Source organism: Burkholderia sp. BCC1638, assembly GCF_902833195.1.
Classification (GTDB): Bacteria; Pseudomonadota; Gammaproteobacteria; order Burkholderiales; family Burkholderiaceae; genus Burkholderia; species Burkholderia diffusa.
Genome location: NZ_CADFEC010000012.1, coordinates 18,920 through 44,231 on the forward strand (window position 1 = coordinate 18,920; position 25,312 = coordinate 44,231).

A 25,312-nucleotide genomic window follows, 5' to 3' on the forward strand; every position below is an offset into this window, starting at 1 on the left:
GCGAATCACGCGCCCCCGTATTGCGCGAACAGCCAGCGGCGCATGGCCTCGAGCGCTTCCGAATGCGCATTGGCCTGCGGAAAGACGACGTAAAACCCGAGCGACATCGGAAACGAAAAATCGAACACGCGGCGCAGCCGGCCTTCCGCGAAATCGCGTTCGACGAGCGGCTCGCTGGTCAGCGCGATGCCTTGACCCGCGACGGCGGCGTCGATGGCGAGCAGCGACTGGCTGAACCGCGGCCCTTTCGTCGGATCGGTCTGCCCCGTTCCGCCGAGCTTCTCGATGAACTCCGGCCACAGGTCGTGCGCGTCGTGCAACAACGCATGCTTCGACAAGTCCGCGGGAGTGCGGATCGGCGGGCCGCTGTCGAGCAGTGTCGGGCTGGCGACCGCGAAGATGTCGAGCGGAAACAGCAATTGCGCGACCAGGCCGGCCGGGAACGGGGGCTTGCCGAGCCGGATCGCGATGTCGACGCCGTCGGCGCGGAACGACGCAAGGCGCTCGTCGGCGATGACGCGAACCTCGATGTCGGGGTGCAGGCGACCGAAGTCCGACAGGCGCGGGATCAGCCACTTCGACGCGAACGACGGCGTCGTGCTGACCGCCAGGACCATGGGGCGCTGGCCCAGGGCGTCCGTGGCATCGGCAATGATCTGCAGCGCGCGCTGGACCGACGAAAAATACTCGAGCCCTTCGCGCGTCAGCGCCAGCCCCCTGGGCAGCCGCCGGAACAGCTGAATCTCCACGACGTCCTCCAGATGCCTGACCTGCTGCGCCACCGCGCCCTGGGTCACGCCGAGCTCGTCGGCGGCCAGCCGGAAATTGAGGTGGCGCGCGGCGGCCTCGAACGCGCGAAGCGCGTTGAGCGGCGGGAACCGGCGGGTACGCGATAGAGCTTTCATGCAGTAGAAAATCTACAGGGTGTGTGGAGAAATCATCGTTCGACAAGGCGATTATAGAGTTCTAGAGTTGGCGCTTTGGAACGACGATCGCGGCATTGAGCCGACCTATCCAGGAGAACAGCATGACTGTAGAGAAAGTGGCATTGGTGACGGCGGCGGGCAAGGGCATGGGCGCGGCGATCGCGCGGGATCTTGCGAGCAACGGTTATCGCGTCGCGCTGATGTCGCCGTCCGGCAGCGCGGTCGAGCTTGCCGGGGAACTCGGCGGTTTCGGCATGGCGGGGTCCGTCACCGAAGACGCCGACATCGAGCGTTTCGTAAACGGGACGCTCGCGAAGTACGGCCGCATCGACGCGGTCGTCAACAACACCGGGCATCCGCCGAAGGGCGACCTGCTCGCCATCGAGGACGACCAGTGGCACGCAGGGCTCGACCTGATCGTGCTCAACGTCGTTCGCGTGCTGCGCCGGGTGACGCCCGTCTTCCTGAAGCAGGGCGGCGGCGCGGTGGTCAACATCTCGAGCTTCGCGGCCGACGCGCCCGAGCAAGCGATGCCGGTGTCGTCCGCGCTGCGCGCGGCGCTGAGCTCCGTCACGCACCTGTACGCCGATCGGTATGCGAAGGACAACATCCGCATCAATTCGGTGCTGCCCGGCTTCATCGACAGCTGGCCGGAGACGCCCGAGATCGTCGCCCGCATTCCGGTCGGCCGCTTCGGCAGGACGCAGGAGATCGCGCAGACCGTGACGTTCCTGCTGTCGGAAGGCGCCGGCTACATCACCGGGCAGAACATCCGCGTCGACGGCGGGATCGTGCGCGCACTGTAAGCGGAAAGGGGCGCGCCGCCCGCGCCATCAGTTGTGCCGCTCGCCGATCCGGTTTTCTTCCGGACTCCAGACGCTGAGCCCTTCCGTCGGGTCCATCGGCACGTCCCAGGGCCGCGCGGCGATCGCCTGCATCGTCGCGTCGAACCCGGCCTGCCGGCGGGCCGCGATGCCGGCGGGTGTGAAATCGATGTCCTTCCACTGATCGTCGCCGTCGAGCCGCGGCGCCGCGAGCTTGATCACGTGCATCGTGGTCTGGCAGCCCCACGCGGCGAGTGCCTTCACATCGGCCGTCGTGCGCTCCGCCTCGGGCAGCCGCATGACCAGTTCCCGGATCACGTGGCGCAGCCGGTGAATCTGCTGCTGCCGCGCGATGTTGCTGTCTGTGCGGCTCGCGTACTGGATGTCCTTCTGCCGCTCCGACACCTGCCAGATGCTTTGCGGTTCCGGCCCGACCGGATTCCACATCTGCACCGAGAAGATGATCGAGCTGCGGCGCGGCGCGTCGTCCAGCACGACCTCGACCGGCGTATTCGAGTAGATGCCGCCGTCCCAGTAGGGCGTGCCGTCGACTCGCACGGCCGGGAACGCGGGCGGTAGCGCGCCCGAACTCATCACATGGTCGATGCCGAGCGGCCGGTCGCGCGAATCGAAATAGCGCATCGTGCCCGTGCACGCGTTGACCGCGCCGACGGTCAGTCGCGGCCGGCACGCGTTCAGCAGGTCGAGATCGACGAGCGACGCAAGCGTGTCGCGCAGCGGCTCGACCACGTAGTACGACGCGCGCTCGACGCCGACCCGCGCCAGCGGCCCGAACCACGCGGCGGGATTCGGCCGGAAGAATCCCGGGAGGCCCGCGCCGATGACCGCGAGTTCCGAGCCGATCTTGTCCCAGCTCGTCGGGAAGCCCGGCACGTTCACGGCGGGCCGTTCGGTGACATGGCGCCAGAATTCGGCCATCCGTTGCGCGCGGTGTCCGGGCGCGTTGCCGGCGATCAGCGCCGCGTTGATCGCGCCGATCGACGTGCCGATGACCCAGTCGGGCTGAATGCCCGCCGCATCCATCGCCTCGAATACGCCGAGCTGGTACGCACCGAGCGCGCCGCCGCCCTGGAGCACGAGCACGACCTGGCCCGGCAGTTTCGGATGTGCGGGTTGACTTGCCGTCATCGCTTGCCTCGTGGTCGGTGACGGCCGGCGGGGGCCGGCCGGATGGAACCAGTGTAGGCGATCGTCGGGCAGCGTCCGCGGTGCGGATGTTCGCGGGGCCTTGCGGCGCGCCGCGTCATTCCACGGTGATGGTCTCCTTCATGTACGGATGAATCCCGCAGAACACCTTGTAGACCCCCGGCTTGTCAAAACGGAACGAGTAGGTTTCGTCCTGGTCGAGCGCCTTCGAGTGGAAGATGCCCGCGTCGTTGACGACGGTATGCGGTTCCGCGTCGAGGTTTTTCCACGTGACCGTCGTGCCGGCCTTGATCGTGGTCGACATCGGCGAAAACATGAAATTGCGGATCGTCACGAGCGGGCCGGCCGGGGTCTGCGCGCATGCGGCGAGCGGCGTGCCGACGGCAGCCGCGCTCAGGATCAGTGCGGCCGCCAGCGTCGAGGGCTTGAGGAAGGTCATGTCGGTCTCCTTGCGTGTCGGGTTCAGGCCAGCGTCGTGTCGTGCAGCGATGCCGCGACGGGATGGCCGGCGAAGTCGACGGTCGTCACGCCGAGCATCGCAGGCAGCCGGTCGCGCGGCACCGTGAGCGGCACCGGGCCCGGGCCGTTGCCGGCGGTCGGCTGCGGGAACGCGGTGGAGCGCGCGGTGTGGAACGTCACGTTGCCCTCGACCTTCGACACGATCTGATGGATGTGCCCGTTCAGCACGGTGACCGAGCCGAAGCGGCGCAGCAGGGCCATCGTCTGCGGCGCGTCGCCGGTGCCCCAGCCCCACGGCTCGTAGATGGTCCACATCGGCATGTGCGAGAACACGACGATCGGCGTGCTCGACGATTGCCCCTTCAGATCCTGCGCGAGCCACGCGAGCTGTTCGTCGCCGAAGCTGCCGAGCCCGTTCGGCTTGAAGTGCATCACGTTGACGAGCGCGACGAAGTGCACGCCCGCGTGATCGAAGCTGTAGTAGCCGCGGTTGTCGGACGCCTTGCCGAACCGGCTGAAATATTCGGCGCCCGAGCCATCGGTCACGTCGTGTTCGCCGGGCACCGTGTGCAGCTCGGGCACGCGCAGCCCGGACAGCAGTTGCGACGCGTGATCGAATTCTTCCGCCTTGGACAGGTGCGTGATGTCGCCGGTATGGATCGCGAGCGCGGGCGTGGCAGGCATTCCGTTGACCAGATCGATGGTCTGCCGCAGCGTGGCCGCGACGTCGGGATTCGCGTCCTTGTTGAAGCCGATGTGCGTGTCGCTGATCTGCACGAACAGCGGCCGGCCCGCATTCGCGGGGAGCGCGGCGCCGCTTTGCGCGAGCGCGAGATCGAACGGCGTGAGGATGCCGCCCGACAGCGTAAACAGCGTGCCGAGGCCGCCGAACGCCATGCATTGCAGGGCCTTGCGGCGCGACGGGCGGGTGGGAGTCGATGAAGACATGTTTGCCTCGCATTCGTATGACGGAACCGGACGGCCGGATCGTCCTGGAATTAGCCGGCGCCTTCGCATGCCATACCGATGCGGCGACGGATTTATTCCCGTTTATTTGCGAGGCCCGATGCGGCCGTTCGAGGCTTGCGGCGCGATGACGGATCGCTGACGGATGACCTGTCAATGTCCTGTAAGTGACACGTCACGTTTGCGTCATGTTCGCTCGTTAGCCTGCGACACCGAATCACCTCTCCGGAGCCCCTCATGCCGAATCTCGCGGCAACGGAAACCCGTGGTGCGGGCGGTCGAAGCACGCGCACCATCGGCCTCGCATCGTTCTTTCCGAGCGTTGCCTGCGGCATCGTTCATGTCGGCGCTCGCCTGAGCGCGGATTCCGGTCCCGTCAAGGAGCGTTCGGTCCTGCCGATCGTGCTGCGCTTCGTCGCGCTGTCGGCGGCACTGTACTGGGCGATTCACTCGCTGTTCTGAGCCGCGCCGGCCGATGCCATACCCGGCCGTGCGGCACGCGGCCGATCCCATCGATTTTCAATTCGAACCAGACGCTACCGATGGACATCAGTTTCTTCGATCCGAATCGCACCGCCAACGCGTCCGCGTGGCGCGTGCTCCCCAACCGCTGGGATGCGGTCGCGTTTCCGCTGATCATCGGCCTACTCGCGATGGCGATCGTCGGCTTCCACGAGACGATGGCGCCGATCGCGACCCTGCAGACGCAGAAGATCTCGCTCGATCCGTCGAACCTGCCCGAATACGCGTTGCGCACCACGCTGCGAATGCTCGCCGCGATGGTCGCGTCGCTCGCGTTCACGCTCGTCTACGGCACGCTCGCCGCGAAAAGCCGTCGCGCCGGCATGGTGCTGATCCCGATTCTCGACATCCTGCAGTCGGTGCCGGTGCTCGGCTATATCTCGTTTACGGTCACGTTCTTCCTTGCACTGTTCCCGGGCCGCGTGCTCGGCGCCGAGCTCGCGGCGATCTTCGCGATCTTCACGAGCCAGGCGTGGAACATGACGTTCAGCTTCTATCAGTCGCTGCGCACGGTACCGCGCGACCTGAGCGAAGTGTCGCGCGGTTTTCACCTGACGTCGTGGCAGCGCTTCTGGAAGCTCGAGGTGCCGTTCTCGATGCCGGGGCTGATCTGGAACATGATGATGTCGATGTCGGGCGGCTGGTTCTTCGTCGTCGCATCGGAGGCCATCACCGTCGGCAACCAGACCATCACGCTGCCCGGGATCGGTGCGTATCTCGCGCAGGCGATCTCGGACAAGAACCTCGGCGCGGTGGGCTGGGTGATCGTCGCGATGTCGATCGTGATCCTCGCGTACGACCAGTTCCTGTTCCGCCCGCTCGTCGCATGGGCCGACAAGTTCCGGATGGAGAACACCGCGTCGGGCGATGCGCCGCAGTCCTGGCTGCTCGACATGCTGCGCCGCACGCACCTGATCCATCAGCTGCTGGTGCCGGCCGGCTGGCTGCTGTCTCAGGCCGCACGGATTCCGCTGCGCGTGCCGTCGCTTGCGGGCAAGCGTTCGCGCGGCACGTCGGCGCGCGGGTCGTCGCGCGTCGGCGACATCGTGTGGGGATCATTCGTGATCCTGATGACCGTGTACGTCGCGTGGCGCGTCGTCAGCTTCGTCTCGACCGGCGTGACGATGAGCGAGGTCGGCCACGTGCTGACGCTCGGGTTGATCACGCTGCTGCGTGTGATCGTGCTGATCGCGATCGCGTCGGTGGTCTGGGTGCCACTCGGCGTGCTGATCGGGCTGCGCCCCGCGCTGGCCGAGAAGATCCAGCCGCTCGCGCAGTTCCTCGCCGCGTTCCCGGCGAACCTCCTGTTCCCGGTGTTCGTGATCGTGATCGTCCACTTCCATCTGAACGCGGACATCTGGCTGTCGCCGCTGATCGTGCTCGGCACGCAGTGGTACATCCTGTTCAACGTGATCGCCGGCGCGATGTCCTATCCGAACGACTACAAGGAGGCGACGAAGAATTTCCGCATTCGCGGCTGGCAGTGGTGGCGGCAGGCGATGCTGCCCGGCATCTTCCCGTATTACGTGACCGGCGCGATCACCGCGTCGGGCGGCGCGTGGAATGCGAGCATCGTGTCCGAGTTCGTGCAGTGGGGCGACACGAAGGTCGTCGCGCACGGCCTCGGCTCGTATATCGCACAGACGACCGCGGCCGGCGACTTCCCGAAGATCATCCTGGGCATCGCCGTGATGTCCCTGTTCGTCACCTTGTTCAACCGCCTGCTGTGGCGTCCGATGTATGCCTATGCGGAATCCCGGCTCCGTCTCGATTGAGAGTAAGCGCGATGCAAAATTCGACTGTAATCAACGCCCCCGCCCAGACGTCTCAGCCGCTTCAGCCGCCGCGCCTCGGTGAGGAAATCCTGCGCGTCGAGCACGTGAGCCGCGGCTTCAACAAGTCGCAGGGCGAACTGCTCGTGCTCGACGACGCGAACCTGTCGCTGCGCGAAGGCGAGATCGTCGGGCTGCTCGGCCGTTCGGGCTCGGGCAAGTCCACGCTGCTGCGGATCATCGCCGGGCTGATCGAGCCGACAGGCGGTGAAGTGACCTACCTCGGCAAGCCGCTGACCGGCCCGGCCGAAGGCGTCGCGATGGTGTTCCAGACCTTCGCGCTGTTCCCGTGGCTGACCGTGCTGCAGAACGTGGAGGCCGGGCTGGAAGCGCTTGGCGTCGGCGCACGCGAGCGGCGCGAACGCGCGCTCGCCGCGATCGACCTGATCGGTCTCGACGGCTTCGAGAACGCATACCCGCGCGAGCTGTCGGGCGGCATGCGTCAGCGCGTGGGCTTCGCGCGCGCGCTCGTCGTCGACCCGACGATCCTGCTGATGGACGAGCCGTTCTCGGCGCTCGACGTGCTGACGGCCGAAACGCTGCGTACCGACCTGCTCGACCTGTGGACGCAAGGCCGCATGCCGATCAAGTCGGTGCTGATCGTCACGCACAACATCGAGGAAGCGGTGTTCATGTGCGACCGGATTCTCGTGCTGTCGTCGAATCCGGGCCGCGTGATCGCGGAGATCAAGGTGCCGTTCAAGCATCCGCGCAACCGGCTGGATCCCGATTTCCGCAAGCTCGTCGACGAGATCTACGCGAAGATGACCGCACGCCAGACCGGCGAGGCGACGAAGAAGGGGCTCGAGCTCGGCAGCTGGATGCCGCGCGTGTCGACCAACCTGATGGCCGGCCTGATCGAGACGCTCGCGATGGCGCCGTACCACGGCCGCGCCGACATGCCGGAAATCGCGCGCACGCTGCATCTGGAAGTGGACGAACTGTTCCCGATCGCCGAAGTGCTGCAATACCTCGGCTTCGCCGACGTGCGCGAAGGTGACGTGTTCCTCACGCCGCCCGCGCGCGTGTTCGCGGAGTTCGGCACGCAGGAGCGCAAGTTGATGTTCGCGGATCACCTGCTGAAGCACGTGCCGCTCGCCGCGCGAATCAGGAAGGTGCTGAACGAGCGCCCCGGACATCGCGCGCCGCGTGTGCGTTTCGAGCAGGAGCTGGAGGATTTCCTGTCGGACGAGGCGGCCGAGGAAACGCTCGACGCGGTGATCGACTGGGGCCGTTACGGCGAAGTCTTCTCGTACAACGACAAGACGGAGGTGTTCAGTCTCGAGGATGTCGAGAGCTGACGCCCGCGCCCGAATGATGGCCGACCGTCATTCGGGCAAATCCCACTGATTCGCATCCTGCTCGCTGCCGCCCGTACTCAGCCGCTCGATCTTTTCCATCCGCTGCCGCGCCAGTTCGGGAAGCCGGTTCGTCACGCCGATCACCAGCGCTTCGGCGAGCGCGAGCGCCGGCACATTGGTCTGCAGCATCGCGAACGGGCGCCCCTGGATCCGCAGCACGATCTCGGCGAACGCGCTGATCGGCGAGCGCCATTCGTCGGTGATCAGCAGTATCCGCGCGCCGAGCCGGTGCGCGGCCTGCGCGAACCGGATGCTGTCCTTCTGATAGCGGCGAAAATCGAAAATGACGAGCACGTCGCCGGGCCCCATGTCCGTCAGCGAGACCGACGCGAGATTCACGTTCGGCTCGACGTATTGCACATGCGGGCGCGCATACGCGAGCGTGAAGGAAAACAGCGACGCAAGCGGGGCGGTATAACGTCCGCCGCCGCAGAACACGCGGATATCCGGATCGGCCAGCAGCGTCACCGCTTCGTCGAACGCCGCCGCATCGAGTCCTTCGATCGTGGTGGCGAGCGATTGCGAAAGCCGCTGGAAGATCGCCGCATGGCTGTCGCGCATCCCCGATTCCGAGTGGAAGGCGTCCATCCGCGCGAGCGGCGAATTCATCGCGGTGTCGATCTCGTCGTGCAGCGCCTGCTGAAACGACGGGTAGTTCGGAAAGCCGATCCGCACGACGAAGCGAAACACGGTCGGGTCGCTGACTTCGGCTTGCTTCGCGAAGCTCGCGATCGGCCCGAGCCCGAGGCTCGGATAGCGATCCAGCAGCGCGTGCGCGACCTTCTGTTCCGACGGCGTGAAGCTATCCATCTGGGATAGCAGCAACGCCCTGATGCTTGTCCCCATCGGGCACTCCGGCTTGCTCTTATCTGAATGAACGACAAACGGCAGACATGCGTCTGCCGGCGACTCCATGCATGTTAGCCCATCGACAGGCCGCCAATCGCGTGAGGTCGCAGATTAGAGGGACGCATCACTCCGGGCGTCAAACATTCATATGTGTAATAAAACGAACATCCCACGCGGTCGATCAGCGCGTGATCTCGCGCATAAGCTGAGTGATAACCCTAGGTTTTGAGATCAAAATGCCGATGTATGATCGCGGCCTCGCCGGAATGTATCGTTCATTACATGCCGGATCAGCAACGTCGACCGGCAAGGCCCGGTCATTCGTCTGGAGGATTCCGTCATGAGGCGGTTCGTCGTACTCACCCTGTTGTCGGCCCTGAGCGCAGGCGCGCTCGCCGCTTCGGAACCCGCGGTGGAAGCGAAGAACGGCATGGTCGTGTCGTCGCAGCACTTCGCGTCGCAGATCGGCGTCGACATCCTGAAGGAAGGCGGCAACGCGGTCGACGCCGCCGTGGCGGTCGGCTACGCGCAAGCGGTGACCAACCCGTGCTGCGGCAACATCGGCGGCGGCGGGTTCATGACCCTGCACCTGGCGGACGGCCGCGACCGCTTCATCAACTTCCGCGAGACCGCGCCGGCCGCGGCGTCCGCGAACATGTATCTCGATGCGAACGGCAACGTCATTCCGGACGACAGCCTGTACGGTTATCGCGCGGTCGGTGTGCCGGGCACGGTCGCGGGTCTCGACCTCGCGCAGCGCAAGTACGGCAAGCTGACGCGTCGGCAGGTGATGGCGCCGGCGATCCGGCTCGCGCGCGACGGCTTCGTGCTGACGCGCGGCGATACGGACATCCTCGACACGACGATCGACCGTTTCAAGAAGGACCCGGAAGCCGCGCGCATCTTCCTGCGCCCGGACGGTACGCCGCTGCAGCCGGGCGACCGCCTGGTGCAGAAGGACCTGGCGCGCACGCTCGAGCGCATCGCGGAGCAGGGCCCCGACGCGTTCTATCACGGCGAGATTCCGAAGATCGTCGAAGCGGCCGCGAAGCGCGGCGGCGGGCTGATCACGGCGGCCGACTTTGCGTCGTATCGTGCGCAGGACATGGCGCCGCTGACCTGCACGTATCGCGGCTACGAGTTCGTGTCGGCGCCGCCGCCGAGCTCGGGCGGCGTGACGATGTGCGAGACGCTGAACGTCCTCGAAGGGTATGACCTGCGCAAGTTCGGCTACCAGTCGGCTTCGGTGGTCCACTACATGACCGAGGCGATGCGCCACGCGTACGAGGATCGCAACACGCTGCTGGGCGACCCGAACTTCATCGACAATCCGGTCGCGAAGCTGACGAGCAAGACCTATGCGGCCGAGATCCGCAAGCAGATCAGCGGCGACACGGCGACGGCGTCGGTCGATGTGCAGCCGGGTGTCGGCGTGCACGAAAAGCCGGAGACGACTCACTATTCGATCATCGACCGCGACGGTAACGCGGTGTCGACCACGTACACGGTCAACGGCCGCTTCGGCGCCGTGGTGATCGCGCCGGGCACGGGCTTCTTCCTGAACGACGAGATGGACGACTTCACGGTCAAGGTCGGCGCGCAGAACCTGTTCGGCCTCGTGCAGGGCACGCGCAACTCGATCGCACCGGGCAAGCGTCCGCTGTCGTCGATGGCGCCGACGATCGTGAAGAAGGACGGCAAGGTGTTCATGGTGGTCGGCTCGCCGGGCGGCTCGCGCATCATCACGATCACGCTGCAGACCGTGCTGAACGTGATCGACTACGGAATGACGCCGCAGGATGCGGTCGGGGCGCCGCGCATCCATCATCAATGGCTGCCGGATCAGGTCTATTACGAAACCCGCGGCCTGTCGCCCGACACGCTCGCGATCCTGCGCAACATGGGCTACAAGATGGTCGAGCAGACGCCGTGGGGCGCAGCGGAGCTGATCTTGGTCGGCCTGCCCGGCACCGAGGCGGCGAGCCGTCAGAGTTCCGGCAACGACTCGTCGGTGTCCGGCAACGTGCGCGTCGGCTACATCTACGGCGTCAATGATCCGCGCCGGCCGGCCGGTTCGGCGATCGGCTACTGACCTGAGCGGATGAGATTCGATTTGATTGCATCAGGCTGAACGGTTGCCCCGGCGTTCGCCCTCGCGCGAGCGCCGCGGCAGCGACAGCGCGTCCGTTCTCGGACGTTCGCAGTATCGAGCGTGGCGGGTGCCCGGAGTCCCGGGCCCGCCTTGCTCGCAACGTGCGCCGTGGCACGGCATCGGCGCGCGTATTTTTTCTTTCACTCCTGCACCGTGCGTCGAGTTCCGTTATGAACAAACGAATGTCTGCGGCAGTCTGGATCCTGCTCGCGATGGCGGCCGGCATCTTCATCGGCTACATGATCTACACGCAGTTTCCCGACAAGCAGGCGGCGACCGAAATCGCCGGCTACATCTCCCTCGTGTCCGACGTGTTCCTGCGCCTGATCAAGATGGTGATCGGGCCGCTGGTGTTCTCCACGCTCGTCGTCGGCATCGCGCACATGGGCGACGCATCGTCGGTGGGGCGCGTGTTCGTGAAGGCGTTCGGCTGGTTCGTCACCGCGTCGCTGATCTCGCTGCTGCTCGGGCTGTTGATGGCGAACCTGCTGCGCCCCGGTGAGAACCTCGGCCTGCCGCTCCCGGACATCGGCGCATCCGCGCATCTCGCAACGTCCAAGTTCACGCTGAAGGATTTCGTCAGCCACATGGTGCCGAAGTCGATCGCCGAGGCGATGGCGAACAACGAAATCCTGCAGATCGTCGTGTTCTCGATGTTCTTCGGCGTCGCGCTGTCGGCGCTTGGCGAGCGCGGCAAGATCCTCGTGGCCGCGATCGACCAGCTGGCGCACGTGATGCTGAAGATCACCGGCTACGTGATGAAACTCGCGCCGCTCGCGGTGCTGGCGGCGATGGCCGCGACCGTCGCGGTCAACGGGCTGTCGGTGCTGCTGAAGTTCGCGGTGTTCATGGGCGACTTCTACGTCAGCCTGTTCCTGCTGTGGAGCACGCTCGTGATCGCCGGCCTGCTGTTCCTCGGCCGCCGCGTATTCAAGCTGCTCGTGCTGATCAAGGAAGCGTTCATGCTGTCGTTCGCGACCGCGAGCTCCGAGGCCGCGTATCCCAAGATCCTCGACGCGCTCGACCGGTTCGGCGTGCGACGCAAGATCTCGAGCTTCGTGATGCCGATGGGCTATTCGTTCAACCTCGACGGCTCGATGATGTACTGCACGTTCGCGTCGCTGTTCATCGCACAGGCGTACAACATTCATCTGTCGCTCGGCACGCAGATCACGATGCTGCTGGTCCTGATGCTGACGTCGAAGGGGATGGCCGGCGTGCCGCGCGCATCGCTCGTCGTGATCGCGGCGACGCTGCATCAGTTCGATATCCCGGAAGCGGGGCTGCTGCTGATCCTCGGTGTCGACACGTTCCTCGACATGGGCCGCTCGGCCACCAATGCGGTCGGCAATTCGATCGCCAGCGCGGTGGTCGCGAAGTGGGAAGGCGAGCTGATGTCGGAGTCCGAAGCATTGGCGCATGCCGCGCATCTCGATGCGGAACTGGAACGGCAGAACAGCGAACCGGCCTATGGTGCCGGTCAGGCGACGTCCGTTTAAGCGGCACACGCCTCGTCGATGGACGCCGCGAGCACCATCGCGGCGGCGTTGCCCGGCGCCGAGCCGAGCAGTTGCGGCGCATACACGCTGTCGCCGGGCGCGATCGGCTGCCCCGACAGCGCACAGACGCCGCGCTTGCGCGTCGTGAACAGCCGCCACTTCTGATAACCGTAGTGGCCGGTGCACGCGTCGCGCCACGAAATCATCACGGTGTCGGCCGTGGGACGTTCGAGCACGCTGATCGTCGGCTGGCTCGTCGCGTCCCACGACGGCAGGCGATCGCGCGTGATGCTGCGCCGTCGCGGTGCGGCCCATGAGACGGACGGCATGTCGAAGCTGCCGATCGCGGCGACCGTCTTGAGCCAGGCTACTGCACTGTTGCTCATCTTTGTTTCCCTCGAAACGTTACGCGATGCCGCGACGTGCGGCATCACGACAGGCGGATGCGCGGCTGCACGCAGCCGTTGATCCGTTCGGCGATCCACAGCAGCGTCGCCTTGGAAAATCCGTGCAGCGCCTGCTGGTGGCGCCGATACAGCATCAGATGGCTGAATTGCGCGAAACGCCCCTGGATGAAGCCGCCGCGAAAGAACCCGAATTGCCCGAGTGTGCCGAACGCGTCGTAGTCGCTGATCGACACGAGCGCGCCGAAGTCGTGGAACGCGAACGGCGGCAGCGGTTTGCCGTCGAGCCATGCCGGCAAGTGCTTCGCGAGATGCTCCGCCTGCTGGGCCGCGACCTGCGCGGTGGGCGGCAGCGGCCGCTCGTGGCCGTCGAGCTGCAGGCTCGCGCAATCGCCGATCGCGAACACGTGCTCGTCGGCCGTGGCTTGCAACGTGGGCCCGACCAGGATCTGGTTCGCGCGGTTCGTGTCGAGCCCGCCCAGCGCCTGCATGAAATCGGGCGCCTTCACGCCGGCCGCCCACACCATCAGATCCGCTTCGGCGAACGAACCATCGCCATGGTGGAAGCCGTTCGCATCGGCTGCCGTCACGCGCGTCGACGTCAGCACGTGAAAGCCGATCTGCTCGAGCCGCCGCTGCGCCGACGCGGAAATCCGCGGCGGAAACGCGGCGAGGATGCGCGGGCCGCTTTCGAGCAGCGTCAGCCGCAGCCGTTCGCGCACCGTCTCGTCGCCATATGCCTGCGCCACTTCCAGCAGCCGGCTCAGTTCCGCCGCCAGCTCCACGCCCGTCGCGCCCGCACCGACGATCGCGACGCGAAACGGCTCGTCGCGCGCGATGCTGCGAAACACGCGCATCCGCAACGCTTCGTTGAAGGTTTCGGCTTGCTGCTGGCTGTCGATGAAGTAGCAGTGCTCGCGCACGCCCGGCACGCCGAAATCGTTGGCCTGGCTGCCGAGCGCGAGGATCAGCACGTCGTACTCGAGCTCGCGCGCGTCGATCATTCGTTCGCCGTCCTGCGAGCGGATCTCGGCGAGCTGCACGCGGCGACGCGCACGATCGAGCCCCGTCAGTTCGCCGGGCTGGTACGTGTAGCCGTGATCGCGCGCATGGGCGAGGAAGATCACCTGCTGTTGCTGCACGTCGCGCGTGCCGGCCGCGATCGTGTGCAGCATCGGCTTCCAGATATGGGTCGGGCTGCGGTCGACGACGGTGACCTGGGCGCGCCCGGTGCGGCCGAGACGTTCGCCGAGGCGGGTCGCGAGCTGCAATCCGGCGATGCCGCCGCCGACGATCACGATGCGAGTAGGGGCTGTCATGGATAAATCATCACATGATGAATAATGTATGATCCTAGCGCTTCCCGGCTTCGCGTGTCAACGGAGCGGGGCAGGCGACCCGGTTCTGGCGATGTGGAACCGGGGCCCGAACGCGGGCATTCGATTCATTCAACGGGAGCAGGAAAACGTGGCTGAAGTCACTGAGCGCGCGCCGTCGAAGCGGCGTACGCGGGGGCGGCCGCTGGCGGAGGCGTCCGTCGGTCCGGACGTGATATTGCGGGCCGCGCGTCGCACGTTCGCGAAGCGCGGCTACGATGCGACGAGCGTGCGCGAGGTCGCGCGCGAGCTGGGCATCGACGCCGCGCTGATCGCCCACCATTTCGGCGCGAAGGAAACGTTGTGGCTGGCCGTCGTCGAGCAGATCGCCGATCTCGCCGAGCCGCTGTTTAAAGCGTTGCGCGCGCTGCGCACGTCGTCATTGCCGCATCGCGAGCGCGTGCGGCGCGCGATCGAGCTGTGCGTCGACCACGAATTCGAGGAGCCGGACATCGGCATGTTCTTCTCGACGGCGGCGACCGAAGAGGGCGGGCGGCTCGACTGCCTGCAGCAGCGGATCGTGCGCCCGTATCACGACGCGATGTTTCCGCTGCTGGCCGACGCGGTCGAGGCCGGCGAAATCCGCCCGGTCGATCCGAACGTGCTGTTCTTCATGATCGCGAGCGCGGTCGGCACGACGGTGTCGTACAGCCACATGATGTTGGAGTTCACGTCGCTGCCCACGCGGCAGGATGCGTTCCGGCAGGCCGTGCTCGACGTCGCGCTCAGCATTCTGCGCGTCTGAGCGCCGCGCGCGCGACGCCCGCGTCAGTCGAGATCGGGCGGCGCGTCGCCGAGCCAGCGCCGCGCGCCGGGCCCGTTGCGGCCCGCGCGGTCTTCGGGGTTGGTCAGCTTGCAGCGCTTCAGCGACAGGCAGCCGCATCCGATGCATTCGTCGAGGTTGATGTAGAGCCGCTGCAGTTCCTCGATCCGGTTCGCGACGCGCTGCTTCCAGCCGCGCGACAGCCGCTGCCAGTCCTTGTTGGTCGGCGCGGTGTCTTCCGGCAGGCTCACGAGCTGTTCGGCGATCTCGTCGAGCGAATAGCCGATCTTCTGCGCGAACACGATGAACGCGATCAGCCGCAGCACCGCACGCGAATAGTGACGATGGCTCGAGCCGTTGCGGTGCGACTTGATAAGCCCGCGCTTCTCATAGAAGCGCAACGTCGATGCCGGCACGCCGCTGCGCGCGGCCACTTCGCGGATCGACATCAGCGGCCATTGCGGGGTTTCGTCGATACCCATGACGCCCTCCGGGAAAGCTTGACTTGAAGTTAACTTCAACTTTTATGCTACGCGGCAGTTTAACCCGTCGCGAGGCATCATGCTCTTCTTATCCCTACGCAGGACGTCGCCTTTGGGCGCGGCCTGCGCATTGCTGCTGGCGTTGTCGGGCTGTCACGACGGCAAAGGCGAATCGTCGGCCCATCAGTTGCCCGAAGTCGGCGTGACGACCGTCGCGCCGCGCACGATCCGCCTCGCGGACGAATTCAACGGACGCGTCGAAGCGGTCGACGCAGTCGAGCTGCGGCCACGCGTGAGCGGCTATCTGCAGCGCATCGCGTACAAGGAGGGCGACCTCGTCGCGCAGGGCGCGGTGCTGTTCGAGATCGATCCACGCCCGTACCGGATCGCGCTCGATCGCGCGAACGCGCAGCAGCAGCGGGCGCGCGCGGCCGCGAGCCTCGCGGATGTACAGCTCAAGCGCGTGCGGACGCTGATCGATGCGCATGCAACCTCCCAGGAGGAACTCGACAACGCGCGCGCGACCGCGGAGCAGGCGCGCGCCGACCTGCGGGCGGCCGACGCGGCCGTCGCCGACGCGAAGCTCAATCTCGGCTTCACCGAAGTGCGTGCGCCGATCGCGGGGCGCGTCGGCCGTGCGATCGCGACCGCCGGCAACCTCGCGCGCGCGGACGACACGCTGCTGACGACGGTCGTGTCGCAGGACCCCGTCTACGTGTATTTCGATTGCGACGAGCAGAGCTACCTGCGCTACAACGCGCGGCGCGCCGACCCGAAGCATCGGGCGATCGGCGCGGATCCGGTGCGCGTGGGCCTCGCCAACGAGACGGGCTTCCCGCATGCGGGTACCGTCGATTTCCTCGACAACCGGCTCGATCCGCAAACCGGCACGATCCGCGCGCGCGTGCGGCTGCCGAACGCGGATCACACGTTCACGCCGGGCCTCTATGCGCGCGTGCAGCTCGTCAGCGGCCGCGACCAGGATGCGCTGCTCGTCGACGACAAGGCAGTGCTCACCGACCAGGATCGTAAGTATGTCTACGTGATCGATGCCGGCGACAAGGCGATGCGTCGCGACGTGACGATCGGCCGTGTGCTGGACGGCGAGCGGATCGTCGAAAAGGGGCTGCAGTCGGGCGATCGCGTGGTCGTCGACGGCGTGCAGCGGATCTACTATCCGGGTGCGCAGGTGAAGCCGAAGGCGCTGCCCGCACGCGCGGATGCGGGCACCGGCGCCGGGCCGGGCAGCGGCACGCAGGCCGTGGCCGACGCCGGCGCGCCGGCCGCGCAATAACGGGAGACCTGCGATGGATTTCTCCCGATTCTTCATCGACCGGCCGATCTTCGCGGTCGTGCTGTCGATCGTCATCTTCGCGATCGGCCTGATCTCGATCCCGATGCTGCCGGCCGGCGAGTATCCGGAAGTCGTGCCGCCGAGCGTCGTGGTGCGTGCGACGTACCCTGGCGCGAACCCGAAGGAAATCGCCGAATCGGTCGCCGAGCCGCTGGAAGAAGCGATCAACGGCGTCGAAGGGATCATGTACATGAAGTCGGTCGCGGGCTCGGACGGCAGCCTGCAGGTCGTCGTCACGTTCCTGCAGGGCGTCGATCCCGACACGGCCGCCGTGCGCGTGCAGAACCGCGTGAGCCAGGCGCTGTCGCGTCTGCCCGACGAGGTGCGCCAGTACGGCGTGACCACGCAGAAGCAGTCGCCGACGCCGCTGATGTACGTGAGCCTTTATTCGCCGGACAACAGCCGCGATTCGCTGTATCTGCGCAACTACCTGACGTTGAACGTGAAGGACGAGCTGTCGCGCCTGACCGGCATCGGCGACGTCGGCGTGTACGGCTCCGGCGATTACGCGATGCGGCTCTGGCTCGACCCGAACCGGCTCGCATCGCGCGGGCTGACCGCGAGCGACGTGATCGCCGCGGTGCGCGAGCAGAACGTGCAGGTATCGGCCGGCCAGCTGGGTGCGGAGCCGACGCCGAAGAAGAACGATTTCCTCGTGTCGATCAACGTGCGCGGCCGGCTGCGCACGGTGCAGGAATTCGGCGACATCGTGCTGCGCAATGGCGACGACGGCCAGGTCGTGAAGCTGTCCGACGTCGCGCGCATCGAGCTCGGTGCGGGCGACTACACGCTGCGCTCGTATTTCAACGACCGGCATTCGGCCGTGGTCGGCATCTTCCTGTCACCGGGCGCGAACGCGCTCGACGTCGCGAAGTCCGTGTATGCAAAGCTCGACGAGCTGTCGAAGCGCTTCCCGCCGGGCATCGCGTATCGCCCGGTGTGGGACCCGACCGTGTTCGTGCGCGAATCGATCCGCGCGGTGCAGCACACGCTGATCGAGGCCGTCGTGCTGGTCGTGCTCGTCGTGATCCTGTTCCTGCAGACCTGGCGCGCGTCGATCATTCCGCTCGTCGCGGTGCCGGTGTCGGTGGTCGGCACGTTTGCATGGCTCTACCTGCTCGGCTATTCGATCAATACGCTGACGCTGTTCGGGCTCGTGCTCGCGATCGGGATCGTCGTCGACGATGCGATCGTGGTGGTCGAGAACGTCGAGCGCAACATCGCACAGGGGCTGAGCCCGCGCGACGCCGCGCATCAGGCGATGCGCGAGGTGTCGGGGCCGATCGTCGCGATCGCGCTTGTGCTGTGCGCGGTGTTCGTGCCGATGGCGTTCATGTCGGGCGTGACCGGCCAGTTCTACAAGCAGTTCGCGGTGACGATCGCAATCTCGACGGTGATTTCCGCGGTCAATTCGCTCACGCTGTCACCCGCGCTCGCCGCGAAACTGCTGCGCCCGCACGGCGCGCCGAAGGATGCGCTCACGCGTGCGCTCGACCGCGCATTCGGCTGGCTGTTTCATCCGTTCAACCGCTTCTTCGAGCGCAGTTCCGGTCGCTATCACGGCGTCGTCGCGCGCACGCTGAAGCGGCGCGGCGCGGTGTTCGCGGTCTATGCGGCCCTGCTCGCGGCGACCGCGCTGCTGTTCAACGCAGTGCCGGGCGGCTTCATTCCCGTGCAGGACAAGTTGTATCTGTTCGCCGGCGCGAAGTTGCCGGAAGGCGCGTCGCTCGCGCGCACCAGCGCGGTGACCGAGCAGATGACGAAGATCGCGCTCGGCACCGACGGCGTCGAGATGGTGCCGGCGTTCGCCGGACTGAACGCGCTGCAGGGCGTGAATACACCGAACATCACGAACTCGTACGTGATCCTGAAGCCGTTCGACCAGCGTCACCGCAGCGCCGCGCAGATCAACGCGGACCTGAACGCGCGCTTCGCGGCAATCGGCGGCGGCATCACCTATGCGCTGATGCCGCCGCCGATCCAGGGCCTCGGAAACGGTTCGGGCTACTCGCTGTATCTCGAGGATCGCGGCGGGCTCGGCTACGGCGAATTGCAGAAGGCGTTGACGGCATTCCAGGCCGCGGTCGCGAAGACGCCGGGGATGAGCTACCCCGTCAGCGCGTACCAGGCGAACATCCCGCAGCTCGAGGTGAAGGTCGACCGGCTTAAGGCGAAGGCGCAGGGCGTCGCGCTGACCGATCTGTTCAACACGCTGCAGGTCTATCTGGGCTCGATGTACGTGAACGACTTCAATGCATTCGGCCGCGTGTACCGCGTGATGGCGCAGGCCGATGCCGGTCACCGGCAGACGGCCGCCGACATCGCGAACCTGCACACGCGCAACGCGAAAGGCGAGATGGTGCCGATCGGCTCGATGGTGACGGTCGCGCCCGCGTCCGGGCCGGATCCGGTCGTCCGCTACAACGGCTATCCGGCCGCGGACCTGATCGGCGACGCGGACCCGAAGGCGATGTCGTCGTCGCAGGCGATCGCGAAGCTGCAGCAGATCGCGAAAGACGTGCTGCCGCCGGGCATCACGCTCGAATGGACCGACCTCAGCTACCAGCAGGTCACGCAGAGCAACGCGGCGATCGTCGTGTTCCCGCTGGCGGTGATGCTCGTGTTCCTCGTGCTTGCGTCGCTGTACGAGAGCTGGACGCTGCCGCTCGCGGTGATCCTGATCGTGCCGGTGTGCATGTGCGCGTCGCTGTTCGGCGTATGGCTGTCCGGCGGCGACAACAACGTGTTCGTGCAGGTCGGTCTCGTCGTGCTGATGGGTCTCGCGTGCAAGAACGCGATCCTGATCGTCGAGTTTGCGCGCGAGCTCGAAATCCAGGGCAAGGGCGTGATCGACGCGGCGTTGGAGGCGTGCAGGCTGCGGTTGCGGCCGATCGTGATGACGTCGGTCGCGTTCATCGCGGGCTCGGTGCCGCTGCTGGTCGGCAGCGGCGCGGGCAGCGAGGTGCGCGCGGCCACCGGCGTCACCGTGTTCGCGGGGATGCTTGGCGTCACGTTGTTCGGGCTGTTCCTCACGCCCGTGTTCTATGTGGCGATCCGCAAGCTCGCGGGCGGCACGCCGGCCGTGTGGAGCGAACAGCATGGCACCCTCGAAGGAGAAAACCGATGAGCGCTGCTTTCCGTCTTTCCGCGCTCGCGATGTCGGTGACGCTTGCCGCGTGCGCGGTCGGCCCCGACTTCAAACGGCCCGACACCGCGGCCGCCGCGCGCTTCGCACGCGACGCGCATCCGGCCACGCAGGATGCGTCGTCGCCTGATGCGTCGGCGGCTGCCGATGCCACATTCTGGCGCGGCTTCGGCGACCCGGCGCTCACGCAGTTGATCGACGCGGCGCTCGCGGCGAACCAGGACCTGCAGGTCGCCGTATCGCGCTACGACGCATCGAACGCGCTGTTGTCGCAGGCCACATTCGACCGCTATCCGACGATTACCGCGAGCGGCCGGATCGGCCACCAGCTGATGAGCAAGGACCAGGCGTTCGGCGCGCCGCGCAGCCAGCGCGATACGCCGATCTCCAATGTCGGAATCAACGCGGCGTGGGAACTGGACCTGTTCGGCCGCGTGCGCCGGTCGATCGAGTCGCAGCGCGCGGAAACGGCCGCGAGCGCAGCCGACGTGCGCGCGGTGCGTGTCGCGATCGCGGGCGAGGTCGCGAGCACGTACGTGGATCTGCGCGGCTCGCAGGAGCGGCTTCGGATCGCACGCGAGAACGCCGACAACCAGAAGCAGACGCTCGCGCTGATCAATGCGCGCGTCGGCGCGGGGCGCGGTTCCGAACTCGATGCCGCGCGGGCGCGCGCGCAGTTCGAATCGACGACGTCGCGGATCGCCGTGTACGAAGCGGCGATCGGCGTCGACGAGCACCGGCTCGCGGTGTTGACCGGACAGACGCCGGATGCGCTGATCGGCCGGTTCGACGTGCCGAACGCCGACGCATCGAAAGGCACGCCAGTGCCGCTGCCGGCGCTTGCCGTCGACATCGATCCCGGCACGCCGGGCGACCTGCTGCGCAGGCGCCCCGACGTCGCGGCCGCCGAGGCGCGGCTGCATGCGGCGACCGCGCGGGTCGGCGTCGCGACGGCCGACTTGTTTCCGCGCTTCACGCTGTCGGGGCTGCTCGGCAGCGCGACGAGCAGCTATGGGTTCTTCCGTGCGGGCAGTGACACGAACCTGATCGCGCTCGGCGTCGACTGGTCGTTCCTCGACGTCGGCCGCGTGCGCGCGCGGATCGCGGCGAGCGACGCTGAGGCGGCCGGCCAGCTCGCGCAATACCGTCAGACCGTGCTCGGCGCACTGGAGGAAACCGAGAACGCGCTGCTGCGTGTCGCCCGCACGCGGGACGAGACCGCCCACCTCGTGCGGGCGGCGGACGACAGCGCACGCGCGGCGCAGCTCGCGCAGACGCGCTTCTCGGCGGGCGCGATCGACTATTACGAAGTGCTCGACGCGCAGCGGACGCTGCTGCAGGCGCAGGACGCGGCGGCCGACGGGCGGGTGCGCAGCGCGGCGTCGACGGTCGCGCTGTACAAGGCGCTCGCGGGCGGCTGGCCGGCGGGAACGGCGCAGGCCGCACCGGGGCCGCTCGCGCGATCGGTGCAGTAGCACGCCGGGCCGCGCGGCGGGCGGGCGCGGTGCGTCTGCCCGCCGTTCAGCAGGAGTGAGCGCCGGGCTGTGGTTCCGCTGTCTGCTGGCGGCGGCCCCGCGCTTCGCCGTCGTACCTGCCTTGCATCGCCCGCACCGCATGCGCGGCGCGGCACGCGGCCGATTTCCGGCCGCGAAACATTGTTCTCCTTCGTCGTAAACGTCTTGAATGCGTGATATTTGCGCCGCCCGATCCGGTTTAGAGTGGCCGCAAATTGATGACGATGTGTCGTATGGCCGAAGTCGCAGGCCGTACCGATGCACCAGAGGAGTTGGAGACAAATGGCTGAAGGCAGGATTACGCAAGTTGAATCGTTCGGTTTCGAGCGGATTCCCGACGCATCGCGCTATGCACGTCCGATCGATCTGTTCCGGTTGCTGTTCGGCGGCTGCAATACGTTTTCCACGTCGGTGCTCGGCAGCTTCCCCGTGCTGGTCGGGCTGTCGTTCAAGGCGGGCGTATGCGCGATCGTGCTCGGCGTGCTCGCCGGCACCTGCATCCTCGCGCCGATGAGCCTGTTCGGTCCGCGCAACGGTACGAGCGACCCCGTGTCGTCCGGCGCGCATTTCGGCATCCACGGCCGGATCGTCGGTTCGTTTCTCGCGCTGCTCACGTCGATCGCGTTCTTCTCGCTCGCGGTGTGGAGTTCCGGCGACGCGCTCGTCGGCGGCGCGCACAACATGGTCGGCGTGCCGGTCAACGGCTTCACGCTCGGCGCCGCGTACATGGTGTTCGCGGTGCTCGTGCTGATCGTCTGCGTCTACGGCTTTCGCTTCATGCTGTGGGTCAACAAGATCGCCGTGTGGGCGGCGAGCCTGTTGTTCGTCGCCGGCCTGTTCGCGTTCGCGGGGATGTTCGACATGAACTACGCGGGCACGCTGGGCCAGGGCAGTGCGGGTTTCTGGGCCGCGTTCGTCGGCGCGGTGCTGGTCGCGTTGAGCAACCCGGTGTCGTTCGCGTCGACGCTCGGCGACTGGGCGCGCTACATCCCGCAACAGACGCCGAAGCGGCACGTGATGGGCGCAGTGTTTGCCGCGCAGATCGCGACCTTCGTGCCGTTCTTCTTCGGCCTCGCGACCGCGACGATCATCGCGTCGAAGGCGCCCGCGTTCATCGCATCGAACGACTATGTCGGCGGGCTGCTCGCCGTATCGCCGCGCTGGTTTCTGCTGCCCATGTGCCTGATCGCGATCATCGGCGGGATGTCGACCGGCACGACCGCGCTGTACGGCACGGGCCTCGACGTGTCGAGCATGTTTCCGCGCGTCCTGAACCGTGTGCGTGCGACGCTGCTGATCGGCACGATCGCGATCGCGTTCATCTTCGTCGGGCGTTTCTGGTTCAACCTCGTCGAAAGCGTCGCGACGTTCTCGACGCTGATCGACACGTTCAGCTGCCCGTGGATGGCGATCATGGTGATCGGCTACGTGACGCGTCGCGGCTTCTATCTCGCCGACGACCTGCAGGTATTCAATCGCGGGCTGCGCGGCGGCCACTACTGGTTCACGCACGGCTGGAACCTGCGCGCGATGGGCGCGTGGCTGCCGGCGGCGTTCATCGGGCTGTCGTTCGTGAATCTGCCGGGCCAGTTCGTCGGGCCGCTCGGCGCCTTGGCGGGCGGGCTCGATCTCAGCGTGCCGGTGTCGTTGCTGGTCGGCGGATTGCTGTATTTCGTGCTGCTGACGGTGCATCCGGAAGCGGACGGCGTGTACGGCCCGAACGGACGCTTCCTGGTGCGCGGCCGAGGGCAGGCGGCGCGTGCTGTCGGCGCGCCGGCGATCCAGCCGAAGGGGTATTGAAGCGCCGCATCGTTTGCTGCTTCGTTTCGGAAACCATCGTGCCGCTGCGCGGGAAAGCCGCCGGCGGCATGGTCGTTTTCGGACGCTTGATGGTCGGTGCGGATGGGCGGCCGGACCTGCCCGTCGACCCCGCCGCGGATCAGTGGAACGTGCTGCCCGCGAGCATTCCGCCGTCGACGATGAACTCCGAGCCCGTGCAATACGCGGATTCGTCGGACGCGAGAAACAGCACGAGGCTCGCCACTTCGTCGGGTTTGCCGATGCGCGCGATCGGCAGCCCGCTGTAGATCGACGACGGGTCGAAATCGGCGTATTCCGGCGGGCGTGCCATCACGGTGTCGATGCCGCCCGGATGGACCGAGTTCACGCGGATTCCATAGCGGCCGAACTCGAGCGCGGCGGCCTTCGTCATCCCGCGTACGGCGAACTTGCTCGACACATACGCGCTGCCGCCGGCCACGCCTTCCATCCCGGCCGTCGACGACACGTTGACGATCGAGCCGCCGCCCGCGTCCTTCAGCGCGGCCAATGCCGATTTCATGCCGAGCCAGCAGCCGACCTGGTTCACGTCGATCACCCTGCGATAGTCGTCGAGCGAACAGGACTCGATCGGCACGAGCTTCAGGATCGCCGCGTTGTTCACGAGGACGTCCAGCCGGCCGAAGTGCGCGAGCGTCGCGTGAACGGCGGTGTGCCAGTCGTCTTCGTTCGTCACGTCGAGATGCTGGTAGCGTGCGGCGTCGCCGAGTTCGGCCGCGACGCGTTGGCCGGCGTCGTCCAGCACGTCGGCGATCACAACGCGTGCGCCTTCGGCGACGAACCGGCGTGCCTCCGCCTCGCCCTGGCCGCGGGCACCGCCCGTGATCAGCGCCACCTTACCTTCGAGTCGTTTCATCGTGTTGCTCCTGTGAGTGAAGGGGGACGCACGAGCCCGCTCATGCGGCGGCCGGCGCGTCGATGATGCGGACCGGATCGGCGCCATCCCATGCGCGTGCTTCGGCGATGCCGCGCGCGATCATGTCGCGCATGCCGGCGCCTTCGATCACTTCGACGCGCACGCCGGGATCGTCGGCGTCGTCGAGGTAGGCGACGCGCGTGGCCGGGTTGCGCGCTTCGAACACGACGCGCAGGCCGCGCGCCGTGAGCCGCGCCACCGCGGCATCGAGATCGTCGACCACCCATGCGACGTGATGCAGGCCCGCGAGCGGTTGCCCGTGCGCGTCGCGGTATGGCGACGGCGCATCGTTCGTCACGTGGATCAGTTCGATCTGCACGCCGCCGAGATACGCGAGCCCGACATCCATCGTGACCGTCACCGTTTCACCGAGGTAGCGGCCGTCGAGACGCACGTCGCGGAACACGGTCCACGGGCCCGCATCGTGGCGGGCGCGCCAGCGCGCGATGCTGCGATCGAGATCGGCGACCACATAGCCGATCTGGTCGACGGGGCCGAGGACGGGGGCGTTCATGATGTCTCCGTGGCGGGGGCGCGAGCGTGCGCGGCGCCGTTCGATGCGGCATGCGGCGTGCGACGAATGACGGCCATGATGGCAATAAACCTGGCGCTTCGTGCCATCCAAACGGACTAGCCGCGGGGACGCGGCGCGGTGGGGGAGAAGCGAGTGGGCGCGTCTGCGCGTTGTCGCGCGTTCGGGGCCTTGACCGTCAGCCGGCAGTTTTCGGGCGAGCCGCTCACGAACCTGCTGCCCGTATTCGGCGAGACCAGGCTGTTGTGGATCGGCGGCTCGGGCTTCCCGCTCAGCTTCGTGATGATGGTGCGCTAAAGGTGCGCGGTCGCGCTGTCGTAGACGGCTGCGCGCAGGTTGGCCCGATCCTGTCGGACGTTGTCCTGCGGGCCGCTGTCGCGCGGGGCCGCACGGCACGACACTGGCGCCTCGCGGTCACGGCAGGCCAGCC

Annotated in this window: 22 protein-coding genes; 12 read left to right on the top strand and 10 right to left on the bottom strand. The window is 66.9% G+C overall.

The features are described 5' to 3' along the window. Positions 1-5 precede the first annotated feature (5 nt). A complete protein-coding gene (gene gcvA, locus HWX22_RS16130) occupies positions 6-905 on the bottom strand; it encodes a transcriptional regulator GcvA (protein ID WP_175909368.1) in 900 nt (299 codons plus the stop codon). Between the two features lie 122 nt (positions 906-1,027). Here gcvA and HWX22_RS16135 point away from each other — a divergent pair, with 122 nt between their 5' ends. Further along, the gene (locus HWX22_RS16135; RefSeq protein WP_175915997.1) at positions 1,028-1,732 is read left to right on the top strand and encodes an SDR family oxidoreductase; all 705 of its coding nucleotides are present in this window, start codon (positions 1,028-1,030) and stop codon (positions 1,730-1,732) included. A 27-nt stretch (positions 1,733-1,759) separates the two neighbouring features. Here HWX22_RS16135 and HWX22_RS16140 read toward each other — a convergent pair whose 3' ends face one another. From HWX22_RS16140 to HWX22_RS16150, 3 genes are all read right to left on the bottom strand, one after another. Next, on the bottom strand, positions 1,760-2,899 hold the full coding sequence (locus HWX22_RS16140; protein ID WP_175909372.1) for a patatin-like phospholipase family protein: 1,140 nt from the start codon (positions 2,897-2,899) through the stop codon (positions 1,760-1,762). A 115-nt stretch (positions 2,900-3,014) separates the two neighbouring features. Further along, positions 3,015-3,356, bottom strand: coding sequence for a cupredoxin family copper-binding protein (locus HWX22_RS16145; RefSeq protein ID WP_059692210.1), 342 nt, complete (start codon positions 3,354-3,356; stop codon positions 3,015-3,017). Positions 3,357-3,379: 23 nt separating this feature from the next. Next, positions 3,380-4,324 (bottom strand): metallophosphoesterase, encoded by a 945-nt coding sequence (locus HWX22_RS16150; RefSeq protein ID WP_059819369.1) that lies wholly within the window; start codon positions 4,322-4,324, stop codon positions 3,380-3,382. A 255-nt stretch (positions 4,325-4,579) separates the two neighbouring features. Between HWX22_RS16150 and HWX22_RS16155 the strand changes: the two genes are divergently transcribed. From HWX22_RS16155 to HWX22_RS16165, 3 genes are all read left to right on the top strand, one after another. Continuing rightward, positions 4,580-4,804 carry a phosphate transporter gene (locus tag HWX22_RS16155; RefSeq protein ID WP_175915998.1) on the top strand — a complete coding sequence of 75 codons (225 nt, stop codon included), beginning with the start codon at positions 4,580-4,582 and terminating at the stop codon, positions 4,802-4,804. An 80-nt stretch (positions 4,805-4,884) separates the two neighbouring features. Continuing rightward, complete coding sequence (locus HWX22_RS16160) at positions 4,885-6,639, top strand: ABC transporter permease subunit (protein ID WP_175915999.1); 1,755 nt, start codon at positions 4,885-4,887, stop codon at positions 6,637-6,639. An 11-nt stretch (positions 6,640-6,650) separates the two neighbouring features. Continuing rightward, a complete protein-coding gene (locus HWX22_RS16165; RefSeq protein WP_175916000.1) occupies positions 6,651-7,997 on the top strand; it encodes a nitrate/sulfonate/bicarbonate ABC transporter ATP-binding protein in 1,347 nt (448 codons plus the stop codon). 27 nt (positions 7,998-8,024) lie between these two features. Here the strand turns inward: HWX22_RS16165 and HWX22_RS16170 are convergent, their stop codons facing one another. Further along, the gene (locus HWX22_RS16170) at positions 8,025-8,903 is read right to left on the bottom strand and encodes a MurR/RpiR family transcriptional regulator (RefSeq protein WP_059526560.1); all 879 of its coding nucleotides are present in this window, start codon (positions 8,901-8,903) and stop codon (positions 8,025-8,027) included. A gap of 343 nt (positions 8,904-9,246) precedes the next feature. On the opposite strand from HWX22_RS16170, the gene ggt reads away from it, so the two are divergent. Together ggt and HWX22_RS16180 are read left to right on the top strand one after the other, a co-directional pair. Next, the gene (gene ggt, locus HWX22_RS16175; RefSeq protein ID WP_175916001.1) at positions 9,247-10,998 is read left to right on the top strand and encodes a gamma-glutamyltransferase; all 1,752 of its coding nucleotides are present in this window, start codon (positions 9,247-9,249) and stop codon (positions 10,996-10,998) included. A 230-nt stretch (positions 10,999-11,228) separates the two neighbouring features. Then, positions 11,229-12,557 carry a dicarboxylate/amino acid:cation symporter gene (locus HWX22_RS16180; RefSeq protein ID WP_059526554.1) on the top strand — a complete coding sequence of 443 codons (1,329 nt, stop codon included), beginning with the start codon at positions 11,229-11,231 and terminating at the stop codon, positions 12,555-12,557. Here HWX22_RS16180 and HWX22_RS16185 read toward each other — a convergent pair. Both HWX22_RS16185 and HWX22_RS16190 read right to left on the bottom strand, forming a co-directional pair. After that, a complete protein-coding gene (locus tag HWX22_RS16185; RefSeq protein ID WP_175916002.1) occupies positions 12,554-12,943 on the bottom strand; it encodes a DUF3331 domain-containing protein in 390 nt (129 codons plus the stop codon). The genes HWX22_RS16180 and HWX22_RS16185 overlap by 4 nt on opposite strands. A gap of 44 nt (positions 12,944-12,987) precedes the next feature. Next, complete coding sequence (locus HWX22_RS16190) at positions 12,988-14,280, bottom strand: NAD(P)/FAD-dependent oxidoreductase (protein WP_175916003.1); 1,293 nt, start codon at positions 14,278-14,280, stop codon at positions 12,988-12,990. Between the two features lie 148 nt (positions 14,281-14,428). Between HWX22_RS16190 and HWX22_RS16195 the strand changes: the two genes are divergently transcribed. Continuing rightward, positions 14,429-15,082, top strand: coding sequence for a TetR/AcrR family transcriptional regulator (locus HWX22_RS16195; RefSeq protein WP_175916004.1), 654 nt, complete (start codon positions 14,429-14,431; stop codon positions 15,080-15,082). Positions 15,083-15,105: 23 nt separating this feature from the next. Here the strand turns inward: HWX22_RS16195 and soxR are convergent, their stop codons facing one another. After that, the gene (gene soxR / locus HWX22_RS16200; RefSeq protein ID WP_059526547.1) at positions 15,106-15,582 is read right to left on the bottom strand and encodes a redox-sensitive transcriptional activator SoxR; all 477 of its coding nucleotides are present in this window, start codon (positions 15,580-15,582) and stop codon (positions 15,106-15,108) included. A gap of 79 nt (positions 15,583-15,661) precedes the next feature. Here soxR and HWX22_RS16205 point away from each other — a divergent pair, with 79 nt between their 5' ends. From HWX22_RS16205 to HWX22_RS16220, 4 genes are all read left to right on the top strand, one after another. Continuing rightward, the gene (locus tag HWX22_RS16205) at positions 15,662-16,876 is read left to right on the top strand and encodes an efflux RND transporter periplasmic adaptor subunit (protein ID WP_175916005.1); all 1,215 of its coding nucleotides are present in this window, start codon (positions 15,662-15,664) and stop codon (positions 16,874-16,876) included. Positions 16,877-16,889: 13 nt separating this feature from the next. Beyond that, complete coding sequence (locus HWX22_RS16210; RefSeq protein WP_175916006.1) at positions 16,890-20,063, top strand: multidrug efflux RND transporter permease subunit; 3,174 nt, start codon at positions 16,890-16,892, stop codon at positions 20,061-20,063. Then, positions 20,060-21,556, top strand: coding sequence for an efflux transporter outer membrane subunit (locus HWX22_RS16215; RefSeq protein WP_175909396.1), 1,497 nt, complete (start codon positions 20,060-20,062; stop codon positions 21,554-21,556). The genes HWX22_RS16210 and HWX22_RS16215 overlap by 4 nt, the downstream gene beginning before the upstream one ends. A gap of 321 nt (positions 21,557-21,877) precedes the next feature. Then, a complete protein-coding gene (locus tag HWX22_RS16220; RefSeq protein WP_244135231.1) occupies positions 21,878-23,395 on the top strand; it encodes a cytosine permease in 1,518 nt (505 codons plus the stop codon). A 139-nt stretch (positions 23,396-23,534) separates the two neighbouring features. Here the strand turns inward: HWX22_RS16220 and HWX22_RS16225 are convergent, their stop codons facing one another. After that, a complete protein-coding gene (locus tag HWX22_RS16225; RefSeq protein ID WP_059691849.1) occupies positions 23,535-24,290 on the bottom strand; it encodes a glucose 1-dehydrogenase in 756 nt (251 codons plus the stop codon). A 40-nt stretch (positions 24,291-24,330) separates the two neighbouring features. Then, positions 24,331-24,864, bottom strand: a complete 534-nt coding sequence (locus tag HWX22_RS16230; RefSeq protein WP_175916008.1) for a VOC family protein — start codon at positions 24,862-24,864, stop codon at positions 24,331-24,333. 189 nt (positions 24,865-25,053) lie between these two features. Between HWX22_RS16230 and HWX22_RS32250 the strand changes: the two genes are divergently transcribed. Continuing rightward, positions 25,054-25,179, top strand: a complete 126-nt coding sequence (locus HWX22_RS32250; RefSeq protein ID WP_279610436.1) for a hypothetical protein — start codon at positions 25,054-25,056, stop codon at positions 25,177-25,179. Positions 25,180-25,312 lie beyond the last annotated feature (133 nt).

Excerpts from the sequence above, each read along its gene's own strand:
- gcvA (WP_175909368.1), bottom strand. The coding sequence starts at position 905 with ATGAAAGCTCTATCGCGTACCCGCCGGTTCCCGCCGCTCAACGCGCTT.
- HWX22_RS16135 (WP_175915997.1), top strand. The coding sequence starts at position 1,028 with ATGACTGTAGAGAAAGTGGCATTGGTGACGGCGGCGGGCAAGGGCATG.
- HWX22_RS16140 (WP_175909372.1), bottom strand. The coding sequence starts at position 2,899 with ATGACGGCAAGTCAACCCGCACATCCGAAACTGCCGGGCCAGGTCGTG.
- HWX22_RS16145 (WP_059692210.1), bottom strand. The coding sequence starts at position 3,356 with ATGACCTTCCTCAAGCCCTCGACGCTGGCGGCCGCACTGATCCTGAGC.
- HWX22_RS16150 (WP_059819369.1), bottom strand. The coding sequence starts at position 4,324 with ATGTCTTCATCGACTCCCACCCGCCCGTCGCGCCGCAAGGCCCTGCAA.
- HWX22_RS16155 (WP_175915998.1), top strand. The coding sequence starts at position 4,580 with ATGCCGAATCTCGCGGCAACGGAAACCCGTGGTGCGGGCGGTCGAAGC.
- HWX22_RS16160 (WP_175915999.1), top strand. The coding sequence starts at position 4,885 with ATGGACATCAGTTTCTTCGATCCGAATCGCACCGCCAACGCGTCCGCG.
- HWX22_RS16165 (WP_175916000.1), top strand. The coding sequence starts at position 6,651 with ATGCAAAATTCGACTGTAATCAACGCCCCCGCCCAGACGTCTCAGCCG.
- HWX22_RS16170 (WP_059526560.1), bottom strand. The coding sequence starts at position 8,903 with ATGGGGACAAGCATCAGGGCGTTGCTGCTATCCCAGATGGATAGCTTC.
- ggt (WP_175916001.1), top strand. The coding sequence starts at position 9,247 with ATGAGGCGGTTCGTCGTACTCACCCTGTTGTCGGCCCTGAGCGCAGGC.
- HWX22_RS16180 (WP_059526554.1), top strand. The coding sequence starts at position 11,229 with ATGAACAAACGAATGTCTGCGGCAGTCTGGATCCTGCTCGCGATGGCG.
- HWX22_RS16185 (WP_175916002.1), bottom strand. The coding sequence starts at position 12,943 with ATGAGCAACAGTGCAGTAGCCTGGCTCAAGACGGTCGCCGCGATCGGC.
- HWX22_RS16190 (WP_175916003.1), bottom strand. The coding sequence starts at position 14,280 with ATGACAGCCCCTACTCGCATCGTGATCGTCGGCGGCGGCATCGCCGGA.
- soxR (WP_059526547.1), bottom strand. The coding sequence starts at position 15,582 with ATGGGTATCGACGAAACCCCGCAATGGCCGCTGATGTCGATCCGCGAA.
- HWX22_RS16205 (WP_175916005.1), top strand. The coding sequence starts at position 15,662 with ATGCTCTTCTTATCCCTACGCAGGACGTCGCCTTTGGGCGCGGCCTGC.
- HWX22_RS16210 (WP_175916006.1), top strand. The coding sequence starts at position 16,890 with ATGGATTTCTCCCGATTCTTCATCGACCGGCCGATCTTCGCGGTCGTG.
- HWX22_RS16215 (WP_175909396.1), top strand. The coding sequence starts at position 20,060 with ATGAGCGCTGCTTTCCGTCTTTCCGCGCTCGCGATGTCGGTGACGCTT.
- HWX22_RS16220 (WP_244135231.1), top strand. The coding sequence starts at position 21,878 with ATGGCTGAAGGCAGGATTACGCAAGTTGAATCGTTCGGTTTCGAGCGG.
- HWX22_RS16225 (WP_059691849.1), bottom strand. The coding sequence starts at position 24,290 with ATGAAACGACTCGAAGGTAAGGTGGCGCTGATCACGGGCGGTGCCCGC.
- HWX22_RS16230 (WP_175916008.1), bottom strand. The coding sequence starts at position 24,864 with ATGAACGCCCCCGTCCTCGGCCCCGTCGACCAGATCGGCTATGTGGTC.